22 protein-coding genes and 1 pseudogene are annotated in these 21,973 nt (G+C 61.7%); 17 read left to right on the top strand and 6 right to left on the bottom strand.

From position 1 onward, the window contains the following. Nucleotides 1-2 precede the first annotated feature (2 nt). Nucleotides 3-335 (top strand): hypothetical protein, encoded by a 333-nt coding sequence (locus ACZ5MC_RS13800; protein WP_306601073.1) that lies wholly within the window; start codon nt 3-5, stop codon nt 333-335. Next, nucleotides 332-1,108, top strand: a complete 777-nt coding sequence (locus tag ACZ5MC_RS13795; RefSeq protein ID WP_464516065.1) for an exodeoxyribonuclease III — start codon at nt 332-334, stop codon at nt 1,106-1,108. Before ACZ5MC_RS13800 ends, ACZ5MC_RS13795 begins: the two co-directional genes overlap by 4 nt. Here ACZ5MC_RS13795 and ACZ5MC_RS13790 read toward each other — a convergent pair. Both ACZ5MC_RS13790 and ACZ5MC_RS13785 read right to left on the bottom strand, forming a co-directional pair. Then, on the bottom strand, nt 1,105-3,255 hold the full coding sequence (locus ACZ5MC_RS13790; protein WP_306601071.1) for an ATP-binding protein: 2,151 nt from the start codon (nt 3,253-3,255) through the stop codon (nt 1,105-1,107). The two genes, ACZ5MC_RS13795 and ACZ5MC_RS13790, sit on opposite strands and share 4 nt — an antisense overlap. 176 nt (nt 3,256-3,431) lie before the next feature. Further along, the gene (locus ACZ5MC_RS13785) at nt 3,432-3,926 is read right to left on the bottom strand and encodes a hypothetical protein (RefSeq protein WP_464516064.1); all 495 of its coding nucleotides are present in this window, start codon (nt 3,924-3,926) and stop codon (nt 3,432-3,434) included. A 15-nt stretch (nt 3,927-3,941) separates the two neighbouring features. On the opposite strand from ACZ5MC_RS13785, the gene ACZ5MC_RS13780 reads away from it, so the two are divergent. The 7 genes from ACZ5MC_RS13780 (at nt 3,942) to ACZ5MC_RS13750 (ending at nt 9,317) form a co-directional block, all read left to right on the top strand. Then, a complete protein-coding gene (locus tag ACZ5MC_RS13780; protein ID WP_464516063.1) occupies nt 3,942-4,121 on the top strand; it encodes a hypothetical protein in 180 nt (59 codons plus the stop codon). 622 nt (nt 4,122-4,743) lie between these two features. Beyond that, nucleotides 4,744-5,502 carry a hypothetical protein gene (locus ACZ5MC_RS13775; protein ID WP_464516062.1) on the top strand — a complete coding sequence of 253 codons (759 nt, stop codon included), beginning with the start codon at nt 4,744-4,746 and terminating at the stop codon, nt 5,500-5,502. 251 nt (nt 5,503-5,753) lie between these two features. Continuing rightward, nucleotides 5,754-6,161 (top strand): hypothetical protein, encoded by a 408-nt coding sequence (locus ACZ5MC_RS13770; RefSeq protein WP_464516061.1) that lies wholly within the window; start codon nt 5,754-5,756, stop codon nt 6,159-6,161. A 240-nt stretch (nt 6,162-6,401) separates the two neighbouring features. After that, nucleotides 6,402-6,785: a hypothetical protein gene (locus tag ACZ5MC_RS13765; protein WP_464516060.1), complete on the top strand. Its 384-nt coding sequence runs from the start codon at nt 6,402-6,404 to the stop codon at nt 6,783-6,785. A 652-nt stretch (nt 6,786-7,437) separates the two neighbouring features. Next, nucleotides 7,438-7,857: a hypothetical protein gene (locus ACZ5MC_RS13760; protein WP_464516059.1), complete on the top strand. Its 420-nt coding sequence runs from the start codon at nt 7,438-7,440 to the stop codon at nt 7,855-7,857. 869 nt (nt 7,858-8,726) lie between these two features. Then, a complete protein-coding gene (locus tag ACZ5MC_RS13755) occupies nt 8,727-8,858 on the top strand; it encodes a hypothetical protein (RefSeq protein ID WP_464516058.1) in 132 nt (43 codons plus the stop codon). Nucleotides 8,859-8,969: 111 nt separating this feature from the next. After that, nucleotides 8,970-9,317, top strand: coding sequence for a hypothetical protein (locus ACZ5MC_RS13750; protein WP_464516057.1), 348 nt, complete (start codon nt 8,970-8,972; stop codon nt 9,315-9,317). A gap of 942 nt (nt 9,318-10,259) precedes the next feature. Here ACZ5MC_RS13750 and istB read toward each other — a convergent pair. Further along, nucleotides 10,260-11,024, bottom strand: a complete 765-nt coding sequence (istB, locus tag ACZ5MC_RS13745; RefSeq protein WP_464517770.1) for an IS21-like element helper ATPase IstB — start codon at nt 11,022-11,024, stop codon at nt 10,260-10,262. Nucleotides 11,025-11,041: 17 nt separating this feature from the next. After that, nucleotides 11,042-12,181, bottom strand: a complete 1,140-nt coding sequence (gene istA, locus ACZ5MC_RS13740; protein ID WP_464516056.1) for an IS21 family transposase — start codon at nt 12,179-12,181, stop codon at nt 11,042-11,044. A gap of 149 nt (nt 12,182-12,330) precedes the next feature. On the opposite strand from istA, the gene ACZ5MC_RS13735 reads away from it, so the two are divergent. From ACZ5MC_RS13735 to ACZ5MC_RS13710, 6 genes and pseudogenes are all read left to right on the top strand, one after another. Continuing rightward, nucleotides 12,331-13,188 (top strand): tyrosine-type recombinase/integrase, encoded by an 858-nt coding sequence (locus ACZ5MC_RS13735; protein ID WP_464516055.1) that lies wholly within the window; start codon nt 12,331-12,333, stop codon nt 13,186-13,188. A gap of 3 nt (nt 13,189-13,191) precedes the next feature. Continuing rightward, nucleotides 13,192-14,316 carry an IS91 family transposase gene (locus tag ACZ5MC_RS13730; protein WP_306598613.1) on the top strand — a complete coding sequence of 375 codons (1,125 nt, stop codon included), beginning with the start codon at nt 13,192-13,194 and terminating at the stop codon, nt 14,314-14,316. Nucleotides 14,317-14,627: 311 nt separating this feature from the next. Next, complete coding sequence (locus ACZ5MC_RS13725; protein WP_464516054.1) at nt 14,628-14,963, top strand: phage integrase N-terminal SAM-like domain-containing protein; 336 nt, start codon at nt 14,628-14,630, stop codon at nt 14,961-14,963. 112 nt (nt 14,964-15,075) lie between these two features. Further along, nucleotides 15,076-15,423, top strand: a complete 348-nt coding sequence (locus tag ACZ5MC_RS13720; protein ID WP_464516053.1) for a tyrosine-type recombinase/integrase — start codon at nt 15,076-15,078, stop codon at nt 15,421-15,423. A 7-nt stretch (nt 15,424-15,430) separates the two neighbouring features. Beyond that, nucleotides 15,431-16,138 (top strand): annotated as a pseudogene (locus tag ACZ5MC_RS13715) (IS91 family transposase); the annotation flags it as partial. Nucleotides 16,139-16,640: 502 nt separating this feature from the next. Further along, on the top strand, nt 16,641-17,294 hold the full coding sequence (locus ACZ5MC_RS13710; RefSeq protein ID WP_464516052.1) for a hypothetical protein: 654 nt from the start codon (nt 16,641-16,643) through the stop codon (nt 17,292-17,294). Between the two features lie 9 nt (nt 17,295-17,303). On the opposite strand, the gene ACZ5MC_RS13705 is transcribed toward ACZ5MC_RS13710, so the two are convergent. Continuing rightward, the gene (locus ACZ5MC_RS13705) at nt 17,304-17,687 is read right to left on the bottom strand and encodes a tyrosine-type recombinase/integrase (protein ID WP_464516051.1); all 384 of its coding nucleotides are present in this window, start codon (nt 17,685-17,687) and stop codon (nt 17,304-17,306) included. A gap of 112 nt (nt 17,688-17,799) precedes the next feature. After that, nucleotides 17,800-18,954 (bottom strand): epoxide hydrolase family protein, encoded by a 1,155-nt coding sequence (locus ACZ5MC_RS13700; RefSeq protein ID WP_464516050.1) that lies wholly within the window; start codon nt 18,952-18,954, stop codon nt 17,800-17,802. 543 nt (nt 18,955-19,497) lie between these two features. Between ACZ5MC_RS13700 and ACZ5MC_RS13695 the strand changes: the two genes are divergently transcribed. Both ACZ5MC_RS13695 and ACZ5MC_RS13690 read left to right on the top strand, forming a co-directional pair. Continuing rightward, nucleotides 19,498-20,706: a secretin N-terminal domain-containing protein gene (locus tag ACZ5MC_RS13695; protein ID WP_464516049.1), complete on the top strand. Its 1,209-nt coding sequence runs from the start codon at nt 19,498-19,500 to the stop codon at nt 20,704-20,706. A gap of 12 nt (nt 20,707-20,718) precedes the next feature. After that, on the top strand, nt 20,719-21,756 hold the full coding sequence (locus tag ACZ5MC_RS13690) for a hypothetical protein (RefSeq protein WP_464516048.1): 1,038 nt from the start codon (nt 20,719-20,721) through the stop codon (nt 21,754-21,756). The last annotated feature ends 217 nt before the right edge of the window (nt 21,757-21,973 follow it).

The raw sequence follows: 21,973 nt of genomic DNA, 5'->3' as shown, positions 1-21,973 counted from the left end.
CAATGAAGACACCCGTTTTCCGATTCCAGGAGGAGGTCCTGACGGACGCTCCCCTCGACCTTGTGCGCGAACGGCTCCAGGCGGGTCTTCCCTGCCTGCGGGCCTGTCCCGGGCTCCACCCTCCCGAACTCGCCGGCGAAGGCGTCGTCCTCCGCTGGCAGCACCACGCCCTCGGCACCGTGGAGGAAGGAACCCTGCGCGCCGAACCCCATGAGCAGGGCGCGCATCTGAGCCTGGACGGGAGGCTCCGGGGCTGGGGAGCCTTCCTTCTCCTGGGCTGGATGCGCTGGCGCACGGACCGTCTCCTGGACCGCATCGTGAAGGAGTTGACTTGAAATTCTTCAGCTGGAACGTCAACGGCTTCCGCGCCGTGCTCAAGAGCGGCTTCATGGACTGGCTGGAGAAGGCCGATCCCGACGTGCTCTCCCTCCAGGAGATCCGCGCCGACTGGGACCAGGTGGACCTGGGCGTGCGCCGGGACCTGGAATGCGCCTTCGACGTGGCCTGGTTCCCCTCCACCAGCAAGAAGGGCTACGCCGGCAGCGCCACCCTCACGAAGAAGGAACTCGGCTTCAAGCACACCCACGGCATGGGGCTCGAGCTCTTCGACCAGGAAGGCCGGATGGTCATCAGCACCCGCGGCGACCTGACCTTCATGGCGGGCTACTTTCCCAACGCCTCCGCGGGGCTGGTGCGCCTGCCCTTCAAGCGCCAGTTCGCGCGCGACCTGGCCGCCGACATCAGGGCCCGCCACGCCCGTGGCGAGAAGATCGTCCTCACCGGCGACATGAACGTCGCCCCCGAGGACATCGACCTGGCCCGCCCCAAGGACAACCGCATGAACCCCGGCTTCACGGACGAGGAGCGGGAGGACTTCCGGCTCTACCTGAAGGAGGGCATGGTGGACATCCTGCGGGAGCGCAATCCCGGCGTCCCCGGCCTCTACACCTGGTGGACCGCGAGGGGCGGCGCGAGGGAGAAGAACGTCGGGTGGCGCATCGACAACTTCCTGGTGAGCAGGGACCTCGCTCCCCGCGTGAAGGACGCGAAGATCCACGCGGACGTGATGGGATCGGACCACTGCCCGATCAGCATCGATCTGGACTAGCTGTCAAGCGCGTTGCGGACCATGCAGAGCAGCTTGGCGCGGTCGAAGGGCTTGGAGATCAGGATGCTCTCCGTCCACACCTCGTCGGGCGCGGCCAGGGCGTCGGGGTAGCCCGACATGAAGACCACCTTCGTCCCCGGACGCAGGCTCCGCACGGCGTGGGCCAGCTCCCGGCCGCCCATGCCGGGCATCACCACGTCGGTCAGGAGGAGGTGGACGGGTTCCCGGAAGGAATGGAGGACCTCCAGGGCCAGGGCGGCGTCCGGAGCCTCCAGCACCCGGTAGCCCGCGGCCCGCAGATGGTGCGCGGTGAGCTGGCGGACCCCTTCGTCGTCCTCCACCAGGAGGACCGTCTCGGTGCCCGTCCCGGGCTCCGGTTCCGGAATGATGCCGGCCTTGGCCTCCAGGTCCGTGGCGAAGGGCAGGCTGACCGTGAAGGTGGTGCCCAGGCCCGGGGTGGAGTGCACCTCCAGGGTCCCGCCGCTCTGCTCGACGATGCCCAGGGCGGTGCTGAGGCCCAGGCCCGTGCCCTTGCCGACGCCCTTGGTGGTGAAGAACGGCTCGAAGATCCGGCCCACCACCTCGGGGGGCATGCCTTCGCCGGTGTCGGTCACCGAGAACGTGGCGAAGCCGTCCTTCCGGCGGGTCTCCAGGGTCAGGGTGCCGCCCCTGGGCATCGCGTCCCGGGCGTTGACCACCAGGTTCATGATCACCTGCTCCAACTGGCCATGGTCCGCCTCCACCGGACCCAGGCCAGGCTCCAGGTCGAACGCCAGCCGGATGTCCTCCTTCACTACCCGCTGGAAGAACTTCTCCATTTCGCGGAAGAGGGCGTTGAGGTCGAGGATCTCCGGGGCGAGCACCTGCTTGCGGCTGAAGGCCAGCAACTGCCGGGTGAGGGCCGCTCCCTTCTGGCCGGCCCTCTGGATCGTCTCCAGGTGCCCCCGCAGGGGATGGTCCGCGTTCAGGCGCTCCAGGGACATTTCCGAATAACCGTTGATGACCTGGAGCAGGTTGTTGAAGTCGTGGGCGACGCCCCCGGCCAGGGTGCCGATGGCTTCCATCTTCTGGGCGTGGCGCAGCTTCTCCTCGCTCTCCCGCAGGGCCTCAAGGGCCCGGTCGCGGTCCAGGATCCGCGCGGTGAGCGCCTCGTTGGCCCGCACGAGATCCGCGGTGCGCTCCTGCACCCGCTGTTCGAGCTCATCGTTGAGGCGCTTGAGGTCCTCGGTGCTTTCCCGCAGGGCCTCCTGGGCCCTGCGCTCGGATTCCCGCAGGCGCAGGGTGAGGATTCCGTGGGCGAGGTCATCCGCCAGTTCGCCCAGGACCCGCACCTGGGCCTCGGTGAACGCCTCCGCCTCCGCGGAATAGACCGTGAGCGCGCCGAAGACCTCCTGGCCGTTCATCAGGGGCAGGCCCAGGGACGACGCATAGCCGCGGGCGCGGGCCTCCTGCCGCCAGGGCGCGAAGTTCGGATCGGTGTCCATGTTCCGGCAGAGGCTGGGCTGGCCTGAGCGGATGGCCGTCCCGGTGGGCCCCCGGCCCCTTTCCTTGTCCGCCCAGGTGAGCCCGAGGGTCGACAGGTAGCCGTCCTCGAACCCGGCCCAGGCCATGGGGCGGATGGACAGCTCCGAATCGTGGATCTTGTAGCCGATCCACGCCAGGAAGCAGCCGCAGTCCTCCACCACGATGCGGCAGACCTCGTCCAGGTAGCCCGCCTCGTCCTGGGCCCGGGCCATGGCCTGGCTGCTCCGGCTCAGGGCCTGGACCACGCGGTTCAACTGCTGGAGGCCCCGCTCCCGGATCCTGCGGTCCGAGACGTCCCGGGCCAGGTGGACCGTGCCCCGCAGCCGCCCCTGGCCATCGAAGATGGGCGACGTGCGCACCTGGTAGTCCCCGCCCAGGCCCTCCACCCGAACCTCGGCATCGTGGGCAAGGCCGTCCCTCTGGGTCTCATGGAGCGGACAGTTTTCCGGCGGTTGGCCAGCCTGGTGGAAGACCTCGTAGCAGGGCCTGCCCAGGACCTCCTTCCCGGCGGGACCCAGCCGGCTCAGGAGGGCCTTGTTCACCTGGAGGAGGTTCCGGTTCTCGTCAAGCACGGCCAGCAGGTCGGGCACCGCATCGAAGGTGCTCCGCCAGACGAAATCCATTCCCGAGAGCACATCCCCCGGCCCGGGGTCGGCCTTCGGCTCCCCCTCGAGGGGCAAACCCTTGGCTGGATGCCGATCCATGACCATGAAAATACCGTCTCAGGGCGATTGCCTTCATCAAGGCTCGATCACCGGAAAGGACGTGTCCAGCCTTTTTAATGAAAAACTTACACCATTCAACGGAACAGATCGGTCCTGCGGATCCCCTTGGGAACCTTTTCTCCTGGCGGGCGCTTCTCCCCAGGCCGGAAGGGGATCAGGAAACTGAAACGCTTGAGCCGTGGGCTTACGATTTCCTCATCGAAGTAGACCACGAGCTGGGGGGACAGCACACAGGAAGACTGTGAGGACAGGATCATCCACGCCTCCGGGTCGGACGGATTGTCAGGATTCACGCTCATGAAGAGTGTCCTGACCCCCCGGCCGGTTCCCGAAAAATTTGTAGTATCAAATAATGCCTGTTTTTCCCTGGTCCGAGCGATGCGGGAATGGATAATTCCTTTGTCGCCCTTCCGCGCATCAGACTCCCCATGGCCGCCACCTCCCGTCAGCTTGCCCGCCAGGGCCTCAACAGGGCCCTCGATGCGGCCATGGCAGGTTTCCAGACCCGGATCCAGATCCTCGCCCCGGAAACCCAGGCCCTGGCCATGCAGTGCGCAGAAGGCATCCAAGCCTGCCTCCGCGACTTGGCCGAAACCCACGGGACCGCCCAGTCCGTCCAGGAAGCGCTGACCCGCCTGATCCACAGCCATGCGGACCCCGACCTGGTGGGCGCCCTGCGGGAATTCGCCGAGGTCCTCATCCTTCACCTGTCGGAGGCCAGGGACCGCCTTCGGCCGACGCCCATGGGACGCCGGGATTCCTAGCCAACGATGAAAGCTGGAAGCCTCAGGAAGCCTGGTCCACCTTCCACCGAACCAGGGGCCGATCGCTAAGGTCCCAGACCTGGAGTCCCCAAGGCAGCCTGCGCACGCCCAGGCGCCGCCGAATTTCCGTCCGGGCCGCATCTTCGCTTGCCGCGGCGATGGGACCGTATTCCATGAAGTAACCAGGAAGCTTGTAACCGAAGGACTTGGACATTGGAAACCCCCGAAATGGTCGAGTGCTTGAACCTTCCACAGGACCAATTTCGCTTTTTGTCCGTACTTCGTCAAGGGGTAAAAGCGAAAATAACAAAAAAGTAGAACGGAATTTCGGGAGAAAGTGGAGAAATGCGGGAAATGCTCGGGTTTGGCCAAGGGAGGGGGTGGCATCAAATCTGGCACGGGATCCGGTGACTGGCACCGGGGTGGTGGGCGGGGAGAAATTTGGGAGACGAAAAACGAGGGCGGGGAGGAACCCTGTTGGATTGGAAGGGGCGGGCAGGGGTGGGGGAAGGGGGGATGAGGTGCTTGGAATCCCATGCCCCTTGTTATCCTCATGGTCAATCCCAGGCGTATCGGTACGAAATCATTCCCTCCTCTGTTCTGCAGGAAACGCATGGAGCCCTTGAGCAACACCTTTCGTTCCATCCTGCTGGGCACCGCTGTTTCGGTGCTTTGTGGGCAATCGGGACCAGACGGTTTTCGAACGAACCGGCTCCAACCCATTCCTGTCCTGATGCCCCCGCCGGCGAGGGAGCCTTCCGAACTGCTTGCCCACCTCCGATACATCGCCCTTCGCAAGTCCTTGGACCACATTCAGGCGGTGACGCCGGCGGAGCTCACGGGCTTCTACGGAAATGCCTGGTGGTTCCACAACCATGCAGGTCAAATCGATCTGGTGCTCACGCAGGATGAGATCAAGGCCTTCGGCGTTGAGGATGTGGAGCGTCGCGGCTATCTGGCCTCAGGTGTCAGCAAAGCGCGACTGGATGCTGCGCTGAAGGGGGATCCTCTCCTGTTTCCGGAGGAATTGAAAGGACCCGACCCTACGAAGCTGGACAACCTTCCGGGGAACAAGGATCCGGGCCAACGTGAGGACTACCTGGCTGCCTCGGGCCCTCTGCTCCGGGGCCTGTTTGATTCCGGGTTCTATCGGCTACTCAAAGGCATTCCCAGGGACCTCTGGGACGAGGTGGAGGTCATTGAAATCAGGAAGATGTCGGGAAACGACTTGGATCGGCTGGTCATCCTCGGCTTCCGCGGGAATCCCATCTTGGAAATGACGGCCCGGAGGAAGGCTGATCTTACCTATGTGCTCATCTACTTCCATTACCTGGTCTACCCAAAGCGTTTGTATTCCCTGTCCTCGACGCCAACTCCGTGACAGTAGGAGCCTGTTGATGGGGGAGGTTCACTGACGCTGGGTGGAACCTGGTTGGATTGAACGGGGTGGGGGAACAGAGGGGAAGGGGAGCCTGGATTCCGCCGAGGGAGTGCGCGCTGTCCATGGTCACAATCAGAGGGTTCAGGCCTGCCTAGTAACCCCGGGGTCGAAGATAATTGGCTGGGAGTTCGTGGGGCGATAAGCTGGCGTCATCAAATCTCAACCACCCTCCGCTTCAAAGGGCTTTTGTCATGAATCTAGACAGCCTCCTGGGGCAACCCCATGCCACCTTCCATGATGCTGTTATCGAACGGATTGAGGTGGATTACCTGAGGAAGGTGGCGGTGATCCATCTCCAGATTGATGAGTGGAATCCAGATGCATCCTCATTGGAGGATCGCGAGAGGAAGATCCCGGGCACCCTGACTGTCTCGGGGCTTCTGTACTTTGTGATGGAACCGCCGGACGAGAACTATCCCTTCCAGGCCAACGATGGACTTTGGATCTCAGAAGATGAGATCACTCCCCGTACTCCGGGGGTCAGCGCCAGATTGCCCTGGAACCTGCCAGAGGAAGCCTTCGTGCATCGGCTATTCGTGAACGAATGGAACAGCTTCATTTACCTGGCGGGTACCCATGCCGAATCCGTCTGGAAGTGAACTCCGGATTGGAAGTGAGAGGATGATGAACCTGGATCCTCCCAAGCCTCCAAGCATCCTTCGGCGACTGGTAATTGGGTTTGCTTCTCTGATGATCCTGCTGGGGCTTCTATTTTGCTACGCCTACCTGCACGAGGAGACCTTCAACAAACCTGCGCCAGGGTCTGATTTTGGTCCCAAGCGATACTGAATTCCATCATGGTGAAGCATCAAACCGCCCTTTCGGAAAATACTTGCACAATGACCCAGCCCAAGCCCGCCCTCATGCTTTTCACCGCATTGGTATCCTTACCGATGCTTCTGAACTGCCACGAGGACACTGCCAAGCTTGAAACGGTCAAGAATTCGAAGGAGATCCTGGCGATGAGCCCATCCCCGGTAATACCGAAGGAAATGGCCGAGAAGATCATGTGGTTCAATTTCCTTCACAACATCAGTGGCTGCGGGTTTCCGAGCGAGCCCGTTGAGGAGGGAGAATACTGGACCTCAATCCCCCGGATTGGTGACGCCGGCCAGGCCGACAAGGACCCCATCCGCCTTCATATGCGGTCCGGAGCTATCTCATGGGGCCACGGACCGGCATTCAAATCACTGAAGGCGATGGTAAAGGCTGCCAGAACATGAATGTGCGCGGATTGATGATGTTCCTGCTGGGCGCATTTTTCTGTTGTCCGGGGAAAGGGCAGGGGTTACCAAGCCAGCTGAGCTTTGGTGGGGTCCAGTTGGGCCAATACTTGAAGGCTGTTGGGAAGAAATTCGGCGAGCCCTACGAAACCAGGACAGCGGAGGATGGTGCACTGATTAAGGCGTTCAGGGCATCGGTAGGACGGGAGACTCTGCCCCCGAGGAGGCCATGGACCAGGTCGTCTACGTAGACTCCCACGCCGGACGATACTCCTTCTGGGCTGCCTCGGTAGATTGGAACACTGGGACCTTCACCGGGTATTCGAAGAATAGCCTGGCTGGCCCCGTCGGCAGGTGGGGGCAGTGCACCCTGGAGGCCCTGTGTAGGATCCGGATCCCCGTGCTAGTGGAGGGCTAGGTCCTCCATGTGCGCCTTGGGAGGGATGCGGACTTCCTCCCCCAGCTCCATCGGGATGCCGTTGGGGGTCTTGAAGGTTGATGGGGATTCTTGAGATTCCGAAGCGGATCTGGGAGGAGTAAACTTCATAGCGATACTCCACCATCAACTCTCTCCTCCTCTTCTCCGCGGACCACCACGGCGCGTTGAGTCAGATCTTCTGAGCTGGTCTTTAGCCATTCGACAGAGGGAACCATGAACAACGACGAACAACACCTAAAGCTTTTGAAGATTTTCCATTACGTTTTGGCTGGCCTTTCCTGCTTCTTCTCATCGTTCTTTTTAATACATGCATACATCGGCTGGTCTCAACTGCATGGGCGTGGGCTCTTCCATGAGGCAGCGAAGAATCCGCCCCCACCTGAATTCGGATGGATGTTCTTCATCGCCGGCATCGTTGCCGTGGCATGCGGATGGCTGTTCGGGGCTGCAATTGCCTATGCCGGCCATTCGATCGGAAAACGAAAGCACCACCTCTTCATCCTGATCATGGCCGGATTGATGTGCGCCATGTGCAATCCCGTTGGAACAGTCTTGGGTGTCTTCACCTTCGTTGTCTTGCTCCGGCCATCCGTAAAGGAACTCTTCGAACCAACCACTCCCAAGACCGAGTGACAGCGTCACTTAGTGCCCCAATCACACTGAGGAATTCCGTTCCAGCAACCTGCACTAGATCCCTTGGTGATATTGTCTTTTCAATCTTCCATCTCCCCCGCTCCCGCCGCTAGGTTGGGGCCGACTCAACTTCGGCGTTAGGCTGGACACAAAAGCTCATCAATTCTAGATCAGGCAAAAGCAATGGGCCCTCAAAGGCAAGGTACTAAGACCAAATTCGGCGTAATGATAGCGATCATCGGTTGGGCATGGACTGGTTTCGGGGGATTGATCCTTTTGATCAGCGTTTTTTCCTGTCTGATCGGGATCCTGCAGCGCCAATTTCATATGCCAAACATGAACCCTCCCTCCATCAAGCATCTCTTATTCGAGTCCATGATTTTATTTTGTACTGGTGCGCCAATAATCGTTGCTTCACAGTTCATGATCAAACGAAATGTATGGGGATTGATCACATTAAGATTATTTATTGCCCTATTTATTCTGTACAACTTATACGGGTTGATCTTTGGTCATCAATTTCCGACCTACCAATCTCTTCATAGCCCAAATGAGCCACCTCTTATTGCTCACATCTCCGTTTTCTTTTCATGGCTAGTAATAAGCATTTGGGGGGTCTTTTTTGCCGCTTCTCTCACGATTTTAAGTCTACCTCGGATTAAGGGAGAATTTACCCAGAAGCCATTTGATGCCTAACCTTGCGCTCGACCCCGGACCCCAACCTCAAGCGAACCTGCCCATGCTGAAGTCAAACCCTATCCATCCTCCCTCGTTCACGCCGCCAGGTTGGTGCCACCAAACGTTTGCGTTAGGCGCTCACCATCTACATCGAGTAGAATTTTCATCGGCAGAACCTATAGGAGAAAACCATGGGAATCAAGCCAGGTCCAAAAAGAATCGCCAAATCAACAGGCAAGCCAGACAAGCGTCAGCATGACAACAAGGAAACTCCAAATAATACGCCAACGCTCAAGCCTCACAAGCACAAGAAGGGCGATTAGCTCGTGTGTTAGGCGTTCTTTCGCTCCCGATATTCCGTATGGCGGCACTCGCGCTCTCCCACCATCGCGCCGCCAGGTTGGGGCTGACTCAATTTCGGCGTTAGGAACCCTATGAGCCGCGACGTATTCGTCCAGGACCTCCCGAAGGACATCCGTACAGTGGGTGAAATCTATGAGGATTTCTACCCTGGTCCAATTGGGCGTCGAGCCTCGGTAATTGACGCGATTCTCCAGGCCTTCCCTGAAGCAGATGTTTCAGATCCAACCTGGGTTCGCCTAGTTAAACCCAACGTTTATTACATCGAGGTGAGTCTTGGAGAAACAGAAGACCTTGATTCCTTTGCTTTTCATGTCAGCGGCGGTATCGAGGCCGATCAACTAATCTCCCGCATCCTGAAAAAACTCTGCCTTCGCGCGATCGATCCTTCTACCGATTCTGGGTTGTTTCAATTCGTCTGAAAGTAATGGCCCTCGCTATCCACTGAACCACCGCACTGTCCCAACGAGGTAATATTCAAGCGCCGGTCCTAACCCAGCGTTGATATGTTTTGGCCTGTCAAGGGGAGCGACAGCCAATTATTTCTCTGTAGCCGGGCAGTGGGTGAGGAGCAGGACGAGCGGTGTTTCCGACGGTTGCTCAGTTGAACGAAGCTGCGTTCCGCAGCGGGGGAGGAGCGCGCCGGTCCCTGGTCCGCTCGGAATTGGCTAGCGGGAATCGCTGAAATCAGGCTCCTTGAATGTGGCGGTGTTGCTGCACCGGCCCCACATTCAAGGAGGTACTACATGAGCCACAGCTCTGCTTTGGCGCGACTCGAGTCCGATCTTGAACGAAGCCGCTTCGCGGCAGGGTGAAAAACGCCCGTCCAGTCCGGTCGCTCACCGGGGGACTTGCGGAAGTATATAAAAGCAGGCTCCTTGGTTATGGCGGTGTGTCAGCACCGTCCCCATAACCAAGGAGGAACTGCATGCGTGCAGATAGTGTTGTCAACCGACTTAAGTATTGAGCAGCCAGGCGTCATAAGTTCTGAGCACCCCCCCTTTGAGTGTTAATGCCCGGCAAGTGCCGGAATGGAAGCGGCCAGCGCAGCGCCCGCCGTCCCAAATTCAATGAACCAATTAAGCTACTGATGCTCGTCCTGCGCAGGGGCGGGTGTGGGAAACGCCAGAGCGTTTTCCAGGCGCAGCCCGGTGGGGTGGATAGGTTGTTGACCCGGAGGGCGCCCCGCAGGGGCGTTGCCTGTTGACCCGGAGGGCGGGCCAGAGGCCCGTTTCGCGCAGCGAAATCCATCAGGCAATCCATCAGCCTTTCCATGCCGCCGCACCCGCCCCGGGGGGTGGGTCGCGGCCTTGGGGCCATCGATGCAGGCGCACCTGGTTTCCTTTCTGGGTCGGCGGCGGGATTCAGGAACCCAGCCCCTCCCCCTTGCGGAGCAAGCCGGACAGGCGCTTTTCACGCAGCCGATAGCTCTCGCCCTTGATGGAAATGACGTGGCTGTGGTGGAGCAACCGGTCCAGGATGGCCGTTGCCAGGACGTTGTCACCGAACACCTGACCCCAGTTCCCCACCGGCTGGTTGCTGGTGAGGATGATGCTGCCCTTCTCGTAGCGGCGGTTCACCAACTGGAACAGCAGATTCGCCGCCTGACGCTCAAAGGGCAGGAACCCGACCTCATCGATGACGAGTACGGCAGGCTTCGCCAGGTGGGCCAGGCGCTCCTCCAAGCGGCCTTCCATCTCGGCCCGCGTCAGCTGCGCGACGAGGCCCATGGCGGGCACGAACAGGCAGGTGGCGCCCTGCTCGATCACCTTCCGCCCCAGACCAATGGCCAGATGTGTTTTGCCGACGCCTGGGGGGCCGAGCAGGAGTACGTTCTCGCCGTTGGCGATGAACCGGCCGGTCTCCAGCTCCCGCAGGAGCTTCCGGTCGATGGAAGGCTGCTGGGTGAAGTCGAAGTCATCCAGGGTGCGCTTCAGCGGGAAGTGGGCAATCATCGTCGCCATGCGGTTCCGCTTTTCATCCTTGGAGGCCACCTCATCAGTCAGGACGGTGTCCAGGAAATCCATCAAAGTGCCGTCGGCTTTGGCAGCGCGCTCGAGAATCGAGGCCAGTCTTTCCCGGGTCGACGTGAGCTTGAGCCGGGTCAGGTGCCGGTTCACCCGTTCCATCTGGGGGTCCATCATGGTCATTCCCCCACCGCCAGGGTGTAGTCCTGGAGTGACCGCTCCAGCTCGTTCGGCCCCGGCATGTTGTGGGTTTTGCGCACCAGGCCCTCGAGGTGACTGGGCACTTGGATGGTCCCGAACCGGCCCGGCAGAATGTCATGCTCCGCGACCAGCTTGCCCCGCCAGAGAACAGTCATTTCGCCGCAGACCACTTCCAGGTTCACGGACTGCCCGACCAGCTCGTAGGGGATGCTGTAGCGGTTCGTGTCCAGCTCCACCCGGCAATCGCTGGTGACCTTTCGGATCAGGCGCCGGACCTTCAGGTAGCTGGCATGGTTCCCCAGCGGGAGTAGCTCCGCGGCCTCTCGCTCGAAACGGTCGATGGGTCGCTCCTGCGTAGTGCCGTGGATCCGCACATCGGCAATCTCGGCCATCCACCAGTCCAGGTGGGCGTGTACGGCATCCCAGCTCGTGTAGGCGAGGCGCCCCAGGGCATTGCCTTTGACATATTTGACGCCGCTCTCCACCTTGCCTTTGGTTCGAGGCCGGTAGGGCCGGCAGGCCCGGGGCCGCATGCCCCAGTGGGCGCAGAACGCCTTGAACTCGGGGTGGTAGTGCGGCTCGTCGTCCTTCCAGTGGATGACCAGGGCCTTGGCATTGTCGACGAGACACTCCTTCGTGGCCCCGCCGAAGTGCTGCATGGCAGCCTCCAAGCCCTCCAGCCAGTGCTGCTGGCGCATCGCCGGGTAAATCCGGGCGAAGGTCCGGCGGGAATAACCGAGGGTCGCCACGAACACGAACGCCTTCACCCGCGCCTCACCCACCACGATCCACTTCTCCCCGAAGTCGATCTGGAGCTGCTCGCCGGGATCCGTCTCGAATCGGAGGGTGGCGGCTTCGGCCGCGCGATGCTCCTGCCGCCAGGTCTCGACGGCCCTCTCCACCGTGCGCAGCCCGACCTCCACGCCTTTTGCGGCCAGTTGCTGCCGCAGGACATCGGCGTTGCGGACCCCGCAGGTGAATTCGCTGCGGAGGTAGTTCTCCTCCTGGGCCAGCTTCCGGGGCCGCCCCATCACAGGCCGGTTTGTAGGAAGGCCGCGGTCGAGCCAGCCCCGGATCGTGTTTCGGGACCAGCCCCACTCCTTGGAAATCGCTTTCACGCTCCAGCCTCGTTTATGCAAGCTGAAGAGGAGCGCTACTTGCGATTCATCCAACATCCGAACTCCTGGGCAGACCTCTCCCAGGTTGTTATAGATTTGCTCCATGACCTCTCCTTGGCGTTCAGGGGGGTCAGAACTTATGACGCCAAGTGCTCAGTTTCCGATGTCGCCCGACAAGTGTATCTCTGTCCAGATTTTCCGGCGATCTCCGAATGGCGGGCCGGGCGGAAAGAACCATCGAGTTGTATGTCGCTTCGGCCCGGCGTTTCGAGGAGTTCCTCGGCCAGGACCTGCCGGATGCGAGCCAGGAGGCGGTTCGGCGCTGGGTTGACCATCTCCGCGGCCAGGCGGTCGGGGCGTCCCGGCTTGGGCAGCATTACTCGGCCCTGAAATTTCTCTATTCAAGGACACTGGGCCAGCCGGAGAAGGTGGCCTGGATCACCATCCCCAAGGCCAAGGCGCACCTGCCCTCGATCCTCGGCCGGCCTGAGATCCAGCGGCTCCTGGACGGGTTCACGACCGCCAAGTACCGCATGTTCTTCACCCTGATCTATGCCACCGGCTTGCGTATCAATGAGGCCAGCCTGCTGGAAACCCGTGATATTGATGCCATGCAGAAGGTCATCCATGTCCGCCATGGCAAGGGTGGCAAGGAGCGGATGGTGCCCATGGACGGCAAGCTCTACGGGTTGCTGCGGACCTACTACAAGCACGAGCAGCCGCCGAAGCCCTGGTTGTTCGCCTCCAAGTTGGGCAACCCCATCTGCCCTGAGACGGCGCGCCGGGCCCTGTTGTGCGCGGCAGCCGCCTCCGGCATCGGCAAGATCGTGGGTCCGCACATGCTCCGCCACGCCTTCGCCACCCATCTGCTGGAGAACGGGGAGGACCTGCGCCGGATCCAGGTTGTCCTGGGCCACGGCAGCATCCGGTCCACTCAGATCTACACCCAGGTCGCACCAAGCCAGGTTGCTGCCATCCGCAGCCCGTTGGAAGACCTGCCGGATTGAGGCGTGGGGCCCCGGCCCCGGTTCGACATCGGCGAGATCGTCCGCAGGCACCGCCCCGCCCTGGAGGCCAGGCATCGCCTTGCCCCGGGACAGAAGAAGGTGCTGACCGCGATCAGTCGTTGCCGCACCGCCGCCCTCGGCGGCCACAAGCTGGTCTGCGAGCACGGCGACTATGAGCGGATCGCCTACAACTCCTGCCGGGACCGGCACTGCCCGAAGTGCCAGGCCCTGGCCCAGGAGAAGTGGATCGCCGCGCGCAGTCGACGGATCCTGGCCATTGGCCACTTCCACGTGGTGTTCACCCTGCCGGCTGAACTGCGGGCTCTGGCCCGGCTCCACCCGGCCGAGGTCTACCAAGCCATGCTGCGCGCCGTGGCCGATACGCTTCTGGAGCTGGGCAGGACCCGCAAGGGCCTGACCTTTGGCCTGACTCTGATCCTGCATACCTGGACCCGGGAACTGGCCTTCCACCCCCATGTCCACGCGCTGGTCAGCACCGGCGGCCTGAGCCTGGATGGCGGCCGTTTCATCCGGCTCAAGCACCGCTACCTGTTTCCCCTGAAGATGCTGGGCGACGTGTTCCGCGGCAAGGTCCTGGCCGCCCTGGGGGCCGCCCGGGATGGGGGCAAGTTCCCGGAACGTACCGTGGCCGCCTACGCCCAGTTGATCGCACAGGTGAAAGAGAAGCGCTGGATCGCCTACGTCAAGAAGCCGTTCCGCAAGTCCGGCCACGTGCTCCATTACCTCGGGCGCTATACCCACCGGGTGGGCATCGCCAATTCCCGGTTGGTGGATGTCACGGACGACCAGGTGACCTTTCGCACCAAGCACGGCCTCACCGCGACCCTGGAGCCGCCGGAATTCCTCCACCGCCTGGTCCAGCACGTCCTCCCCCCGGGCTTCCGAAAAATCCGCCACGCCGGCCTCTACGCCGCCGCCCAGCCCGGAGGTCTGTTGGACCAGGCCCGGCAGGCCCTGGGCGAGACCAAGGTCAAGGCAACTCCATCCCCGGTGACATGGCTGGAGCAAGAGATGCGCGCCTGCCCTGTCTGCGGCGGCATGCTCCACCGGGTCCGCCTGGATCCCACCGCCCCCCGGGCACCTCCCGAAGTTGACGCCCCATGCTGACCGTCCCCACAACGACCAGGCTTTCTCGCGCCGCAACCTGCCACCACGGTGGGCTGGAGAGGGTCTGCTCATGGACAGGAGCGGAACCATCGCGGCCAGAACAGAGCGTGAAATCGAAGGTCAGGGAGACGATGGCCAAGGCGTTTCCACCATCCTCAGGCGGCCTGCCAAGCTCGATTTGCCCATAGCAGCCCAGTCGCGCCGGCCCCTGCCGCTCCGGGCTTGTTCAAGACCGTAAATCGGGTTGCGCGTCATCGCACCGACCCAGCCGAAGGCCTGGGTTCCGCGAACCCGATTTACTGACTATTAAGATGGCCGGGCGTGCCTTGGGAACCCGCCAGCAGTATCTGGCCTCACTTCGCCGGTTCGAGGAGCGGATCGGGAAATCGGCCGACCAGGCAACTCAGGAGGAAGTCCGGAGTTGGGTCGAGTGGCTCCAGACTCAGCCCATCGGTCCCGAGCGCCTGCGCTGCCACTACTCGGCGCTCAGCTTTCTGTTCAAAAAGACGATAGGCCGGCCCGAGGTGGTGGCCTTCATCTCCATGCCTCGAAAGGACGCCCCACTCCCAGTGATCCTCACCCCGCTGGAGGTCAAGCGTGTCCTGGAGTGCTTCACCGTGGCCAAATACAGCATCTTTTCAGCCTGATCTACGCCACGGGCCTGCGGATCAACGAGGCCCGGCACCTTGAGACCCAGGACATCGCGATGCCCTGCGGGGCGTCATCCATGTCCGGCACGCCAAAGGCGGGGGGCAGCGCATGGTCATGCTTAGCGCCAAGCTCCTTGGACTTCTCCGGGACTACTGGAAATACGACCGGCCCACGCCGCCCCTGCTGTTCTCCACCCGGAAAGGGAACCCCCTCTGCCCGGAGACGGCTCGCCGGGCCCTGCTGTGCGCCTCGGCCGTAGCGGGCATCGGCAAGGTCGTAACCCCGCACATGCTGAGGCACTCGTTCGCGACCTCGCTGCTGGAGAACCGCACGGACCTGCGCGCCATCCAGACCCTCCTGGGCCATAGGAGCATCCAGTCCACGACCATCTCCACCCAGGTTTCCACCAGCCAGATCGCCGCCGTGCAAAGCCCTCTGGACCGTCTGGATCCATAGCGGCTCCGTGGCCCATCCGCGGCCCCGGCATGACATCGCGGAGATCGTGAGACGGCATCTGCCAGACCTGGAAGGGGAAACCACCCCCCTCCAGCGGAAGGTTCTCACGGCCATCAGCCGTTGTCGGACACCCGCCCTGGGCGGGCATCTCGACGTGTGCCTGGAATGCGGCCGGGAGCATCCCAGCTACAACTCCTGCGGCAACCGCCACTGCCCGAAATGCCAGGCGCTGGCCCAGGAACGCTGGATCGAGGCCCGGGCCAAGCGGCTCCTGCCCGTGGAGCACTTCCATGTGGTGTTCACCCAGCCCGCGGACCTGCGGCCCTTGGGGCGGAGCCGGCCGCGCCTCCTCTACGGCATCCTGTTCCGGGCCTCCAGCGATACGGTCCTGGAACTGGGTCGGACCCACCTGAAGGCCACCCTGGGCGCCACATTCCTGCTCCACACCTGGACCCGGGACCTCCGCTTCCACCCCCACGTCCACGGTCTGGTTCCCGCCGGTGGCCTCGCCCTGGACGGTTCAGGCTGGATCCCCACCGCCCAGAACTTCCTCTTTCATGTGAAGCGGATGGGCAAGCTGTTCAAGGGCAAGTTCATGGCCCTGCTGCGCGAGGCCCAGGCGAAGGAGGAACTGGGACTCACGGAGGTGGCCTTCAACGTTCTCATGGCCCGGTTGGCCAAGCAGAACTGGAGTTGCTACGGTTCAGAGGGATGGAGCATGGAAATCCCGATTGGCTGAGGCCACGGTGGGGCCGGCGCCGCCCATGCAGGGAAGCAAATGGCGTCGGCTATGTTGCCCGCGAATTTTGGTTGTGGCATGCAGGGTGAATTGGTCAGAAAACCTGTGGCGGAGTGCCGGGAACGTCCAGGTCTGCGGGTGTGTCGGTGACGGGGCTGATCATATTACTTTCATGAAGGCTCTTCTGCCTTCCCTCGTGAACTGCCCTCCGCCTGAACGGCGCGGGGAGCCCCTGGCTTTGTCCATCGAACACGTATCGTCGAGGACTGGACGCGAAATTTATTCCGAGGCAATGCGCGCCACAGAACCTATAATTTTCATGGAAGCGGCACTTCTTGTTTCCGCAATAATGGCAGAAACGGTCCTCAACGCAATGACATGAAGAGTTGTCATGAATTGCGCGCCTTGGCCAGTCAACGCTGTAATTGTCATTTTGATGTATGGTCAGGCCGCACTGTTTACAATGGAGGAGGCCTGAATGGGGAAAAATGGTCAGAATGAGAAATTCACTTCGTCAGTATTGCTGACTTTGATTGATAAGGGTGTGCTCGCAATCATTATAATATTTGTTGGTTTTTATTGTAATAGAATGTTGGAAAAATATAAGCTCGAAATGCAACAGAAATTCGAAATGGATAGTGCCCGGGCAAAAGCCGATTCCGATCGTGAAATTATCAGGATCAAGCACGAACAGGAACGGGAAATTCAAGGGATTCGAAACCAGGAAGAACGGAATCTGGGAATTCTCCAAAGCGCTTTCCGTTATCAGGGGGCCCTTGCAGAACACCGGTTGACGGCCTACCAGGAAATTTACACTTCGGGGATGGAACTGGCAGAATTCATGGTTCCTATCGTGAGTGGGAATATCAGTGCTGAAGAAAAGATGAATTTGATCGGATTAAACAATAAATTTATTGCAATAACGATGAAAAATACCATGTATCTTGACAGAAAGAGCGAAATAGAATTTAATGATCTAAAATTAGATGTATTGAAACCTAACCATGAAATGACATCAGATGAGGTAGTTAAAATTTTTAACGATGATCTATTCAACAAATTGAGCGAATTTTTGGGAAACCTCCGCAAACGAATTTATCATGATCTTTCTCCGGATGCGCATCTGCGTTGAGATGGTCGTTCAATCGTACAAATGGTAATTCTGTTGTGAATTATTGTGCTTGCATAATTTAAGTAACAAACTATTTGATTCTTCCTGGATTTGGACAAAATATGCGCCCTTTTGTCGAGGGACACCGTAAATTGACCCCCCGTCAGAATTGGTGTCGTCAGGGGGGTGAAATCTGGTGTCGCTTGACAGCTTGGGTTTCTCCATCGCCTCCCCCATGCTCTTCAGGTCCTGTTCATAGTAGAACTTGGCGGTGGTGCTCGGAGAACTATGGCGCATGATCGCGGCGACCTTGATCAGCGGGATACCCCGGTTGAGGAGATTTGTGGCCAGGGATCCCCTGAGCCGATGATGGCTCCAGGTCGTATAGCCCATTGCTGCCGCGGCCTGCTTCACCACTTGGTCCGTATACCCCTCTCCATGGATGGAGTCGTGCCTGTTTCGGGGGCACATGTTGCGGCCGAGTCGGGGTAGCCGGGCGTGTCAACGGGCCATCTCCTCCACCACTTCACCCGGATCCGGGAAGTGCCGAGAAGAAGGCTCCAATTTCGCGCGCCAGGCGGCCAGGATCCTCCGCCGGGCCAAAATGGCCCCCGTGGGGCATGGCGGTCCAACGGTGCACGTCATAAAGCCGCTCCGCCCATTCCCGGGGTGGGGCCCCTTCGGAAACAAAGTTGTTGTCGAAGTTAGCGAATCCCGTGGGCACCCCTATCCGGACCCCAGGCTGGATTGCCGCTCCGTTCCACCGGTTGTCGAAATAGTCGCGCATCGACGGCGTGATGGACTCCGTCGCCCAGTAGAGGGTGAGCATCGTGAGGAGGAAATCCTCGGGGAAGTGCTCCTCGAGGTTACCGCCCGAGTCGCTCCACGCCCGCCACTTTTCGAGGATCCAGGCCGCGAGTCCGGCAGGCGAATCGTTCAGAGCATAGCCCAGGGTCTGGGGCCTTGTGGACTGGATGGCGGAATAGCCCCGCTCGACTTCGTCCCATTGGCGGATCCGGTCGACATAGGCTCGTTCGGCCCCGGTCAACGGGGGAGTCCCGACACCCAGCGGCGGCCAGAGTTCCATCGTGGTCAGATGGAGGCCGATCATGGGCGCCGGATTCTCGAGCGCCATGTAGCTGACCACCCCTGCGCCGAAATCTCCGCCCCCGGCCCCATACCGCCCGTAGCCGAGTCCCTGCATGAGCTCATGCCACATCCGCGCGACGGTCAGGTAGTCGGCCTGTGCTGGCCGCTCCGAGAAGCCGTATCCCGGAAGGGACGGGATGACGAGGTCGAAGGCCGGGCCGTCGATACCGTTGGCTTCCGGGCGGGTCAGGAGGGGCACCAGCGGCAGGAATTCCAGGAACGAGCTTGGCCAGCCATGGGTCAGGACCAGGGGGATCCCTTTTCCCTCCCGCGCACGTTCGTGAACGAAGTGGATCGCGACGCCACCGATTTCAGCGCGAAAGTGCTTGAAGGTATTCAAATGGCGTTCCTGGGCCCGCCAGTCGAAACGATTGGCCCAGTGGTCGAGGAGGCGCTTCAGGTAGGCCAGGTCGGTTCCCTGCGCCCAGGGGGCTCCCGGGGCCTGTCCAGGCCAGCGGGTGTTGAGGATGCGGTTCCGGAGGCCGGACAGGACCTCATCGGGAATACGGATCGTGAAGGGCGTGATCTGCATGAGGCACTCTCTATTCGCTGCGCTGAAGATCATAGGCCTGGCACCTGCCGCCTGTCGCGAAAAACGGACAGGCCCAGCCTCGAACCGCTCCCGGGGCCCCCCGCCATCAGGGGTTGGCCGGGAAGTCCGCGATCCTGGCGCGGCTCATGGCGCCGACCCCTGCACCCTGGGATGGCCCATTGGATTCTCCCCGGGATTCAAACCGGCTGGTGCAACGGGAGAAATGCGCCGACAACCAGCTGAACCCAGTCCTGGCGCCCGGCTTCGGTCATTGCGGGAAGCCCGAAGAGCGCACGCCGGCCATGGAGGCCCTGGGCCATGCCCGGGAACCGTTCGGCGGACCAGGAGGAGGGCATTTTCGTTCCGCCCTTGCCTTACGCCTGCCTATTTATCAAACAATTAACCATTCAAGCCCTGATTTCGACCGTTCGAAGGAATTCTCTATGCCGTGGCGCAAGCCGGTACAGAGTGGTAGGGTTCGTTTATCCGATCACCCGACAGCCTATGGGAGTTCCACGGATCTCCCGCATCCAAGGAGGGACCATGCAGCTGTTCGCCCGCCCATCGCTGACCCCTTTTCTGGCTCGGTTCGGCCTGGTGGCGAGCCTCGGTCTCGGGTTGCTCCAGGCACAACCCGCCGGCCAAGGGCGGGAGGGCGATGCCCCTTCTGCGCCTCCGGAGCTGAACGAACCCCGGTCCCTGGCCGGCATGAACCTGGATTTCACGCGAGGGGCGAAGCTGGGCGAGGTCTTCCAGAGCCTGGGCAAGCAGTCGGGTGTCAGCATCAACCTCCACGCCTCGGTCTCGGCCCAGGATCTCTCCACCACGGCGGATCTCCGGGGCATGGGCTTCCTGCGGGCGCTGGACACCCTCATGCTCCAGAACGATCTCTTCTACAAGGTGACGGACCCCGCGTCCCTCATGGTCTTCAAGAAGACGCCCCAGAACCTTCAGGAATTCGAGACCAAGGCCCTCCGCACCTTCTACCTCGCCAACGCCGGGGTGGACACCATCCGCCAGACGCTCAATGCCCTCATGCCCCACCTGCGGGTGTTCACCGACAAGCGGCTCAACGCCGTCACCGCCCTGGGCAATGCCGGCGACCTGGCCAAGGCCCGGCAGATCGTCACCAGCCTGGACCGCCGCCAGGGCGAGGTGAGGCTTGTGATGGAGCTGGTCGAAGTCTCGCGCAAGGCTGCGGTGTCCGCCGGACTCCTGCGGACGGTGGAGACGCCCGCCAGCCCGGGCGCGAACGCCGTGCCCGCCGAACAGGCCCTTGCGCGCGTGATGCAGGACGGGAGCAGCAGGCTTCTGGCAAGCCCGGACCTGCGGGTGCTCTCCGGAGAATTCGGCGAGGTGCGGACCAGCTGGAAACCCGCCCCGAATCCGGAGGCAGGCCTGGCGAAGGCCCCCAAGGCCGCTCCCTCCGGCAATTCCGGACCCGGACCCTCCGCCCAGGCGGACATCCTGGGCGCGCGGATCAAGGTGAAACCCAGGCTGTTTCCCGACCATGAGGTCACCTTGGAGGTGGAGTGCGAAATCACGGACCCCTCCAAGGGCGGCGAACCGTCCGGACCCGGCGCCAGCACGCAGAGCCTGAAGACGTCCGTGCGCATCAAGGACGGCGAGACCGTGGTCTTCGGTGGGCTGCTGGAGGAAGAGAACCACGCCAGGCTGGCGGCGGGCGCCCGCGGCGGCAAGGACCGCCTGCTGGTCGTGAAGGCCGTGGTCGTGCGCGCCGGCGAACAATAGGCCGGGGCGCTCATGCCTTTCCCCCCGGCGGTCACGAACCTTGTGCGACCGGTCCTGCTCCTTCTCCCGTTGACCGTGGGCACCGTCCCGGCGGCCGCGGACCACGTCGTGACCCTCAAGGACGGCCGAACCCTGACGGTCCGCACCCGCCTGGGGGCGCCGGTCCACTGCAACAACGAATTCATTAAAATCATCGAGATCGCACCCAGCTTCGGCCGGGCTCCGAACTGGAGGACCTTTTCGCTCTCGTGGGCCTTCGAATATGACTACACGAGCGACTTCGACGGCATCTTCTCGATCTCGATGCCGGGTACCAAGGCGTCCGTGAACTCCTTCATCACCAGGGACCGCCCCACCGTCCAGACCAACCGGAATGAGGTCTTCTTCAGAAAATTACAGATCCTGGAGCAGAGTGAAAACCCGGACGCCTGGTCCTGGATCGACGAGCCCGGGGACAGCTGGATTCCCTTCCGGATCACCGCATCGGATGTCAGGAAGGGCAAAACGCTCACCTACGACGACTGCGCCCGGGTCACCGAAACGGCCAAGCATGCGCTTCGGCGAAACCAGGAACGCATCAGGGCCTTCGAGGCCGACTTCCAGACCCGCGAATGGGCCCTCCCGGATGGGACCCGGCTCGCCTTTCGAACCCGGGATGGATCGCCCCTGCGGCATGCCTCCCGCACGCTCCAGATCGACGGACTTGCGCCCACGGCCTCCCTGGATCCGTCCACGGGAATGCCGGGGCCGCCGTACTGGTTCATGGTCGGCCGCTACCGTGGCGGGGAGCCCATCACGCTGAGCCTCACGGCGCCCTGGATCGACCCATCGTTCAAGCACGTGGTGAAAGTCCAGGGCGAGGGTGTCTTCACGGTGCGGTTCGCCCCCCGGAGCACCCATCCCGGATTCTGGTCCTGGGTCGAATCACCGGAGGATTCCTGGCTGCCCATCAAGGTCTCCGTGAAGCCGGAGAATTCAGGGGTCCTCGCGGAATTCGTGGAGGTCGCCCAATGCACTGAGGCGGTTCGCGACGCGTTCCGGAAACGCTGATTCCCGGGATCAGTGCGGCCGTTCGGATCCCCCTTCCGAACCCTCGGAGGAATGGAATCGGGGTTTCAAAACCGTAAGACCAGCCTCCACAGGCTGGGCGACAGGAAGGTCCCGACCGGGCCCATCAACGGAAAGCCCGGAGCCCTGCGGTCCAGGAGACCTGGCATGCGGCCTCGCCGTCCCTGGCCCGCCCGGGAGGGGTGCCCATAAGGGCGGC

This window comes from Mesoterricola sp. JemC181 (genome assembly GCF_055384585.1).
This window is presented reverse-complemented; position numbering and strand designations above follow the sequence as displayed.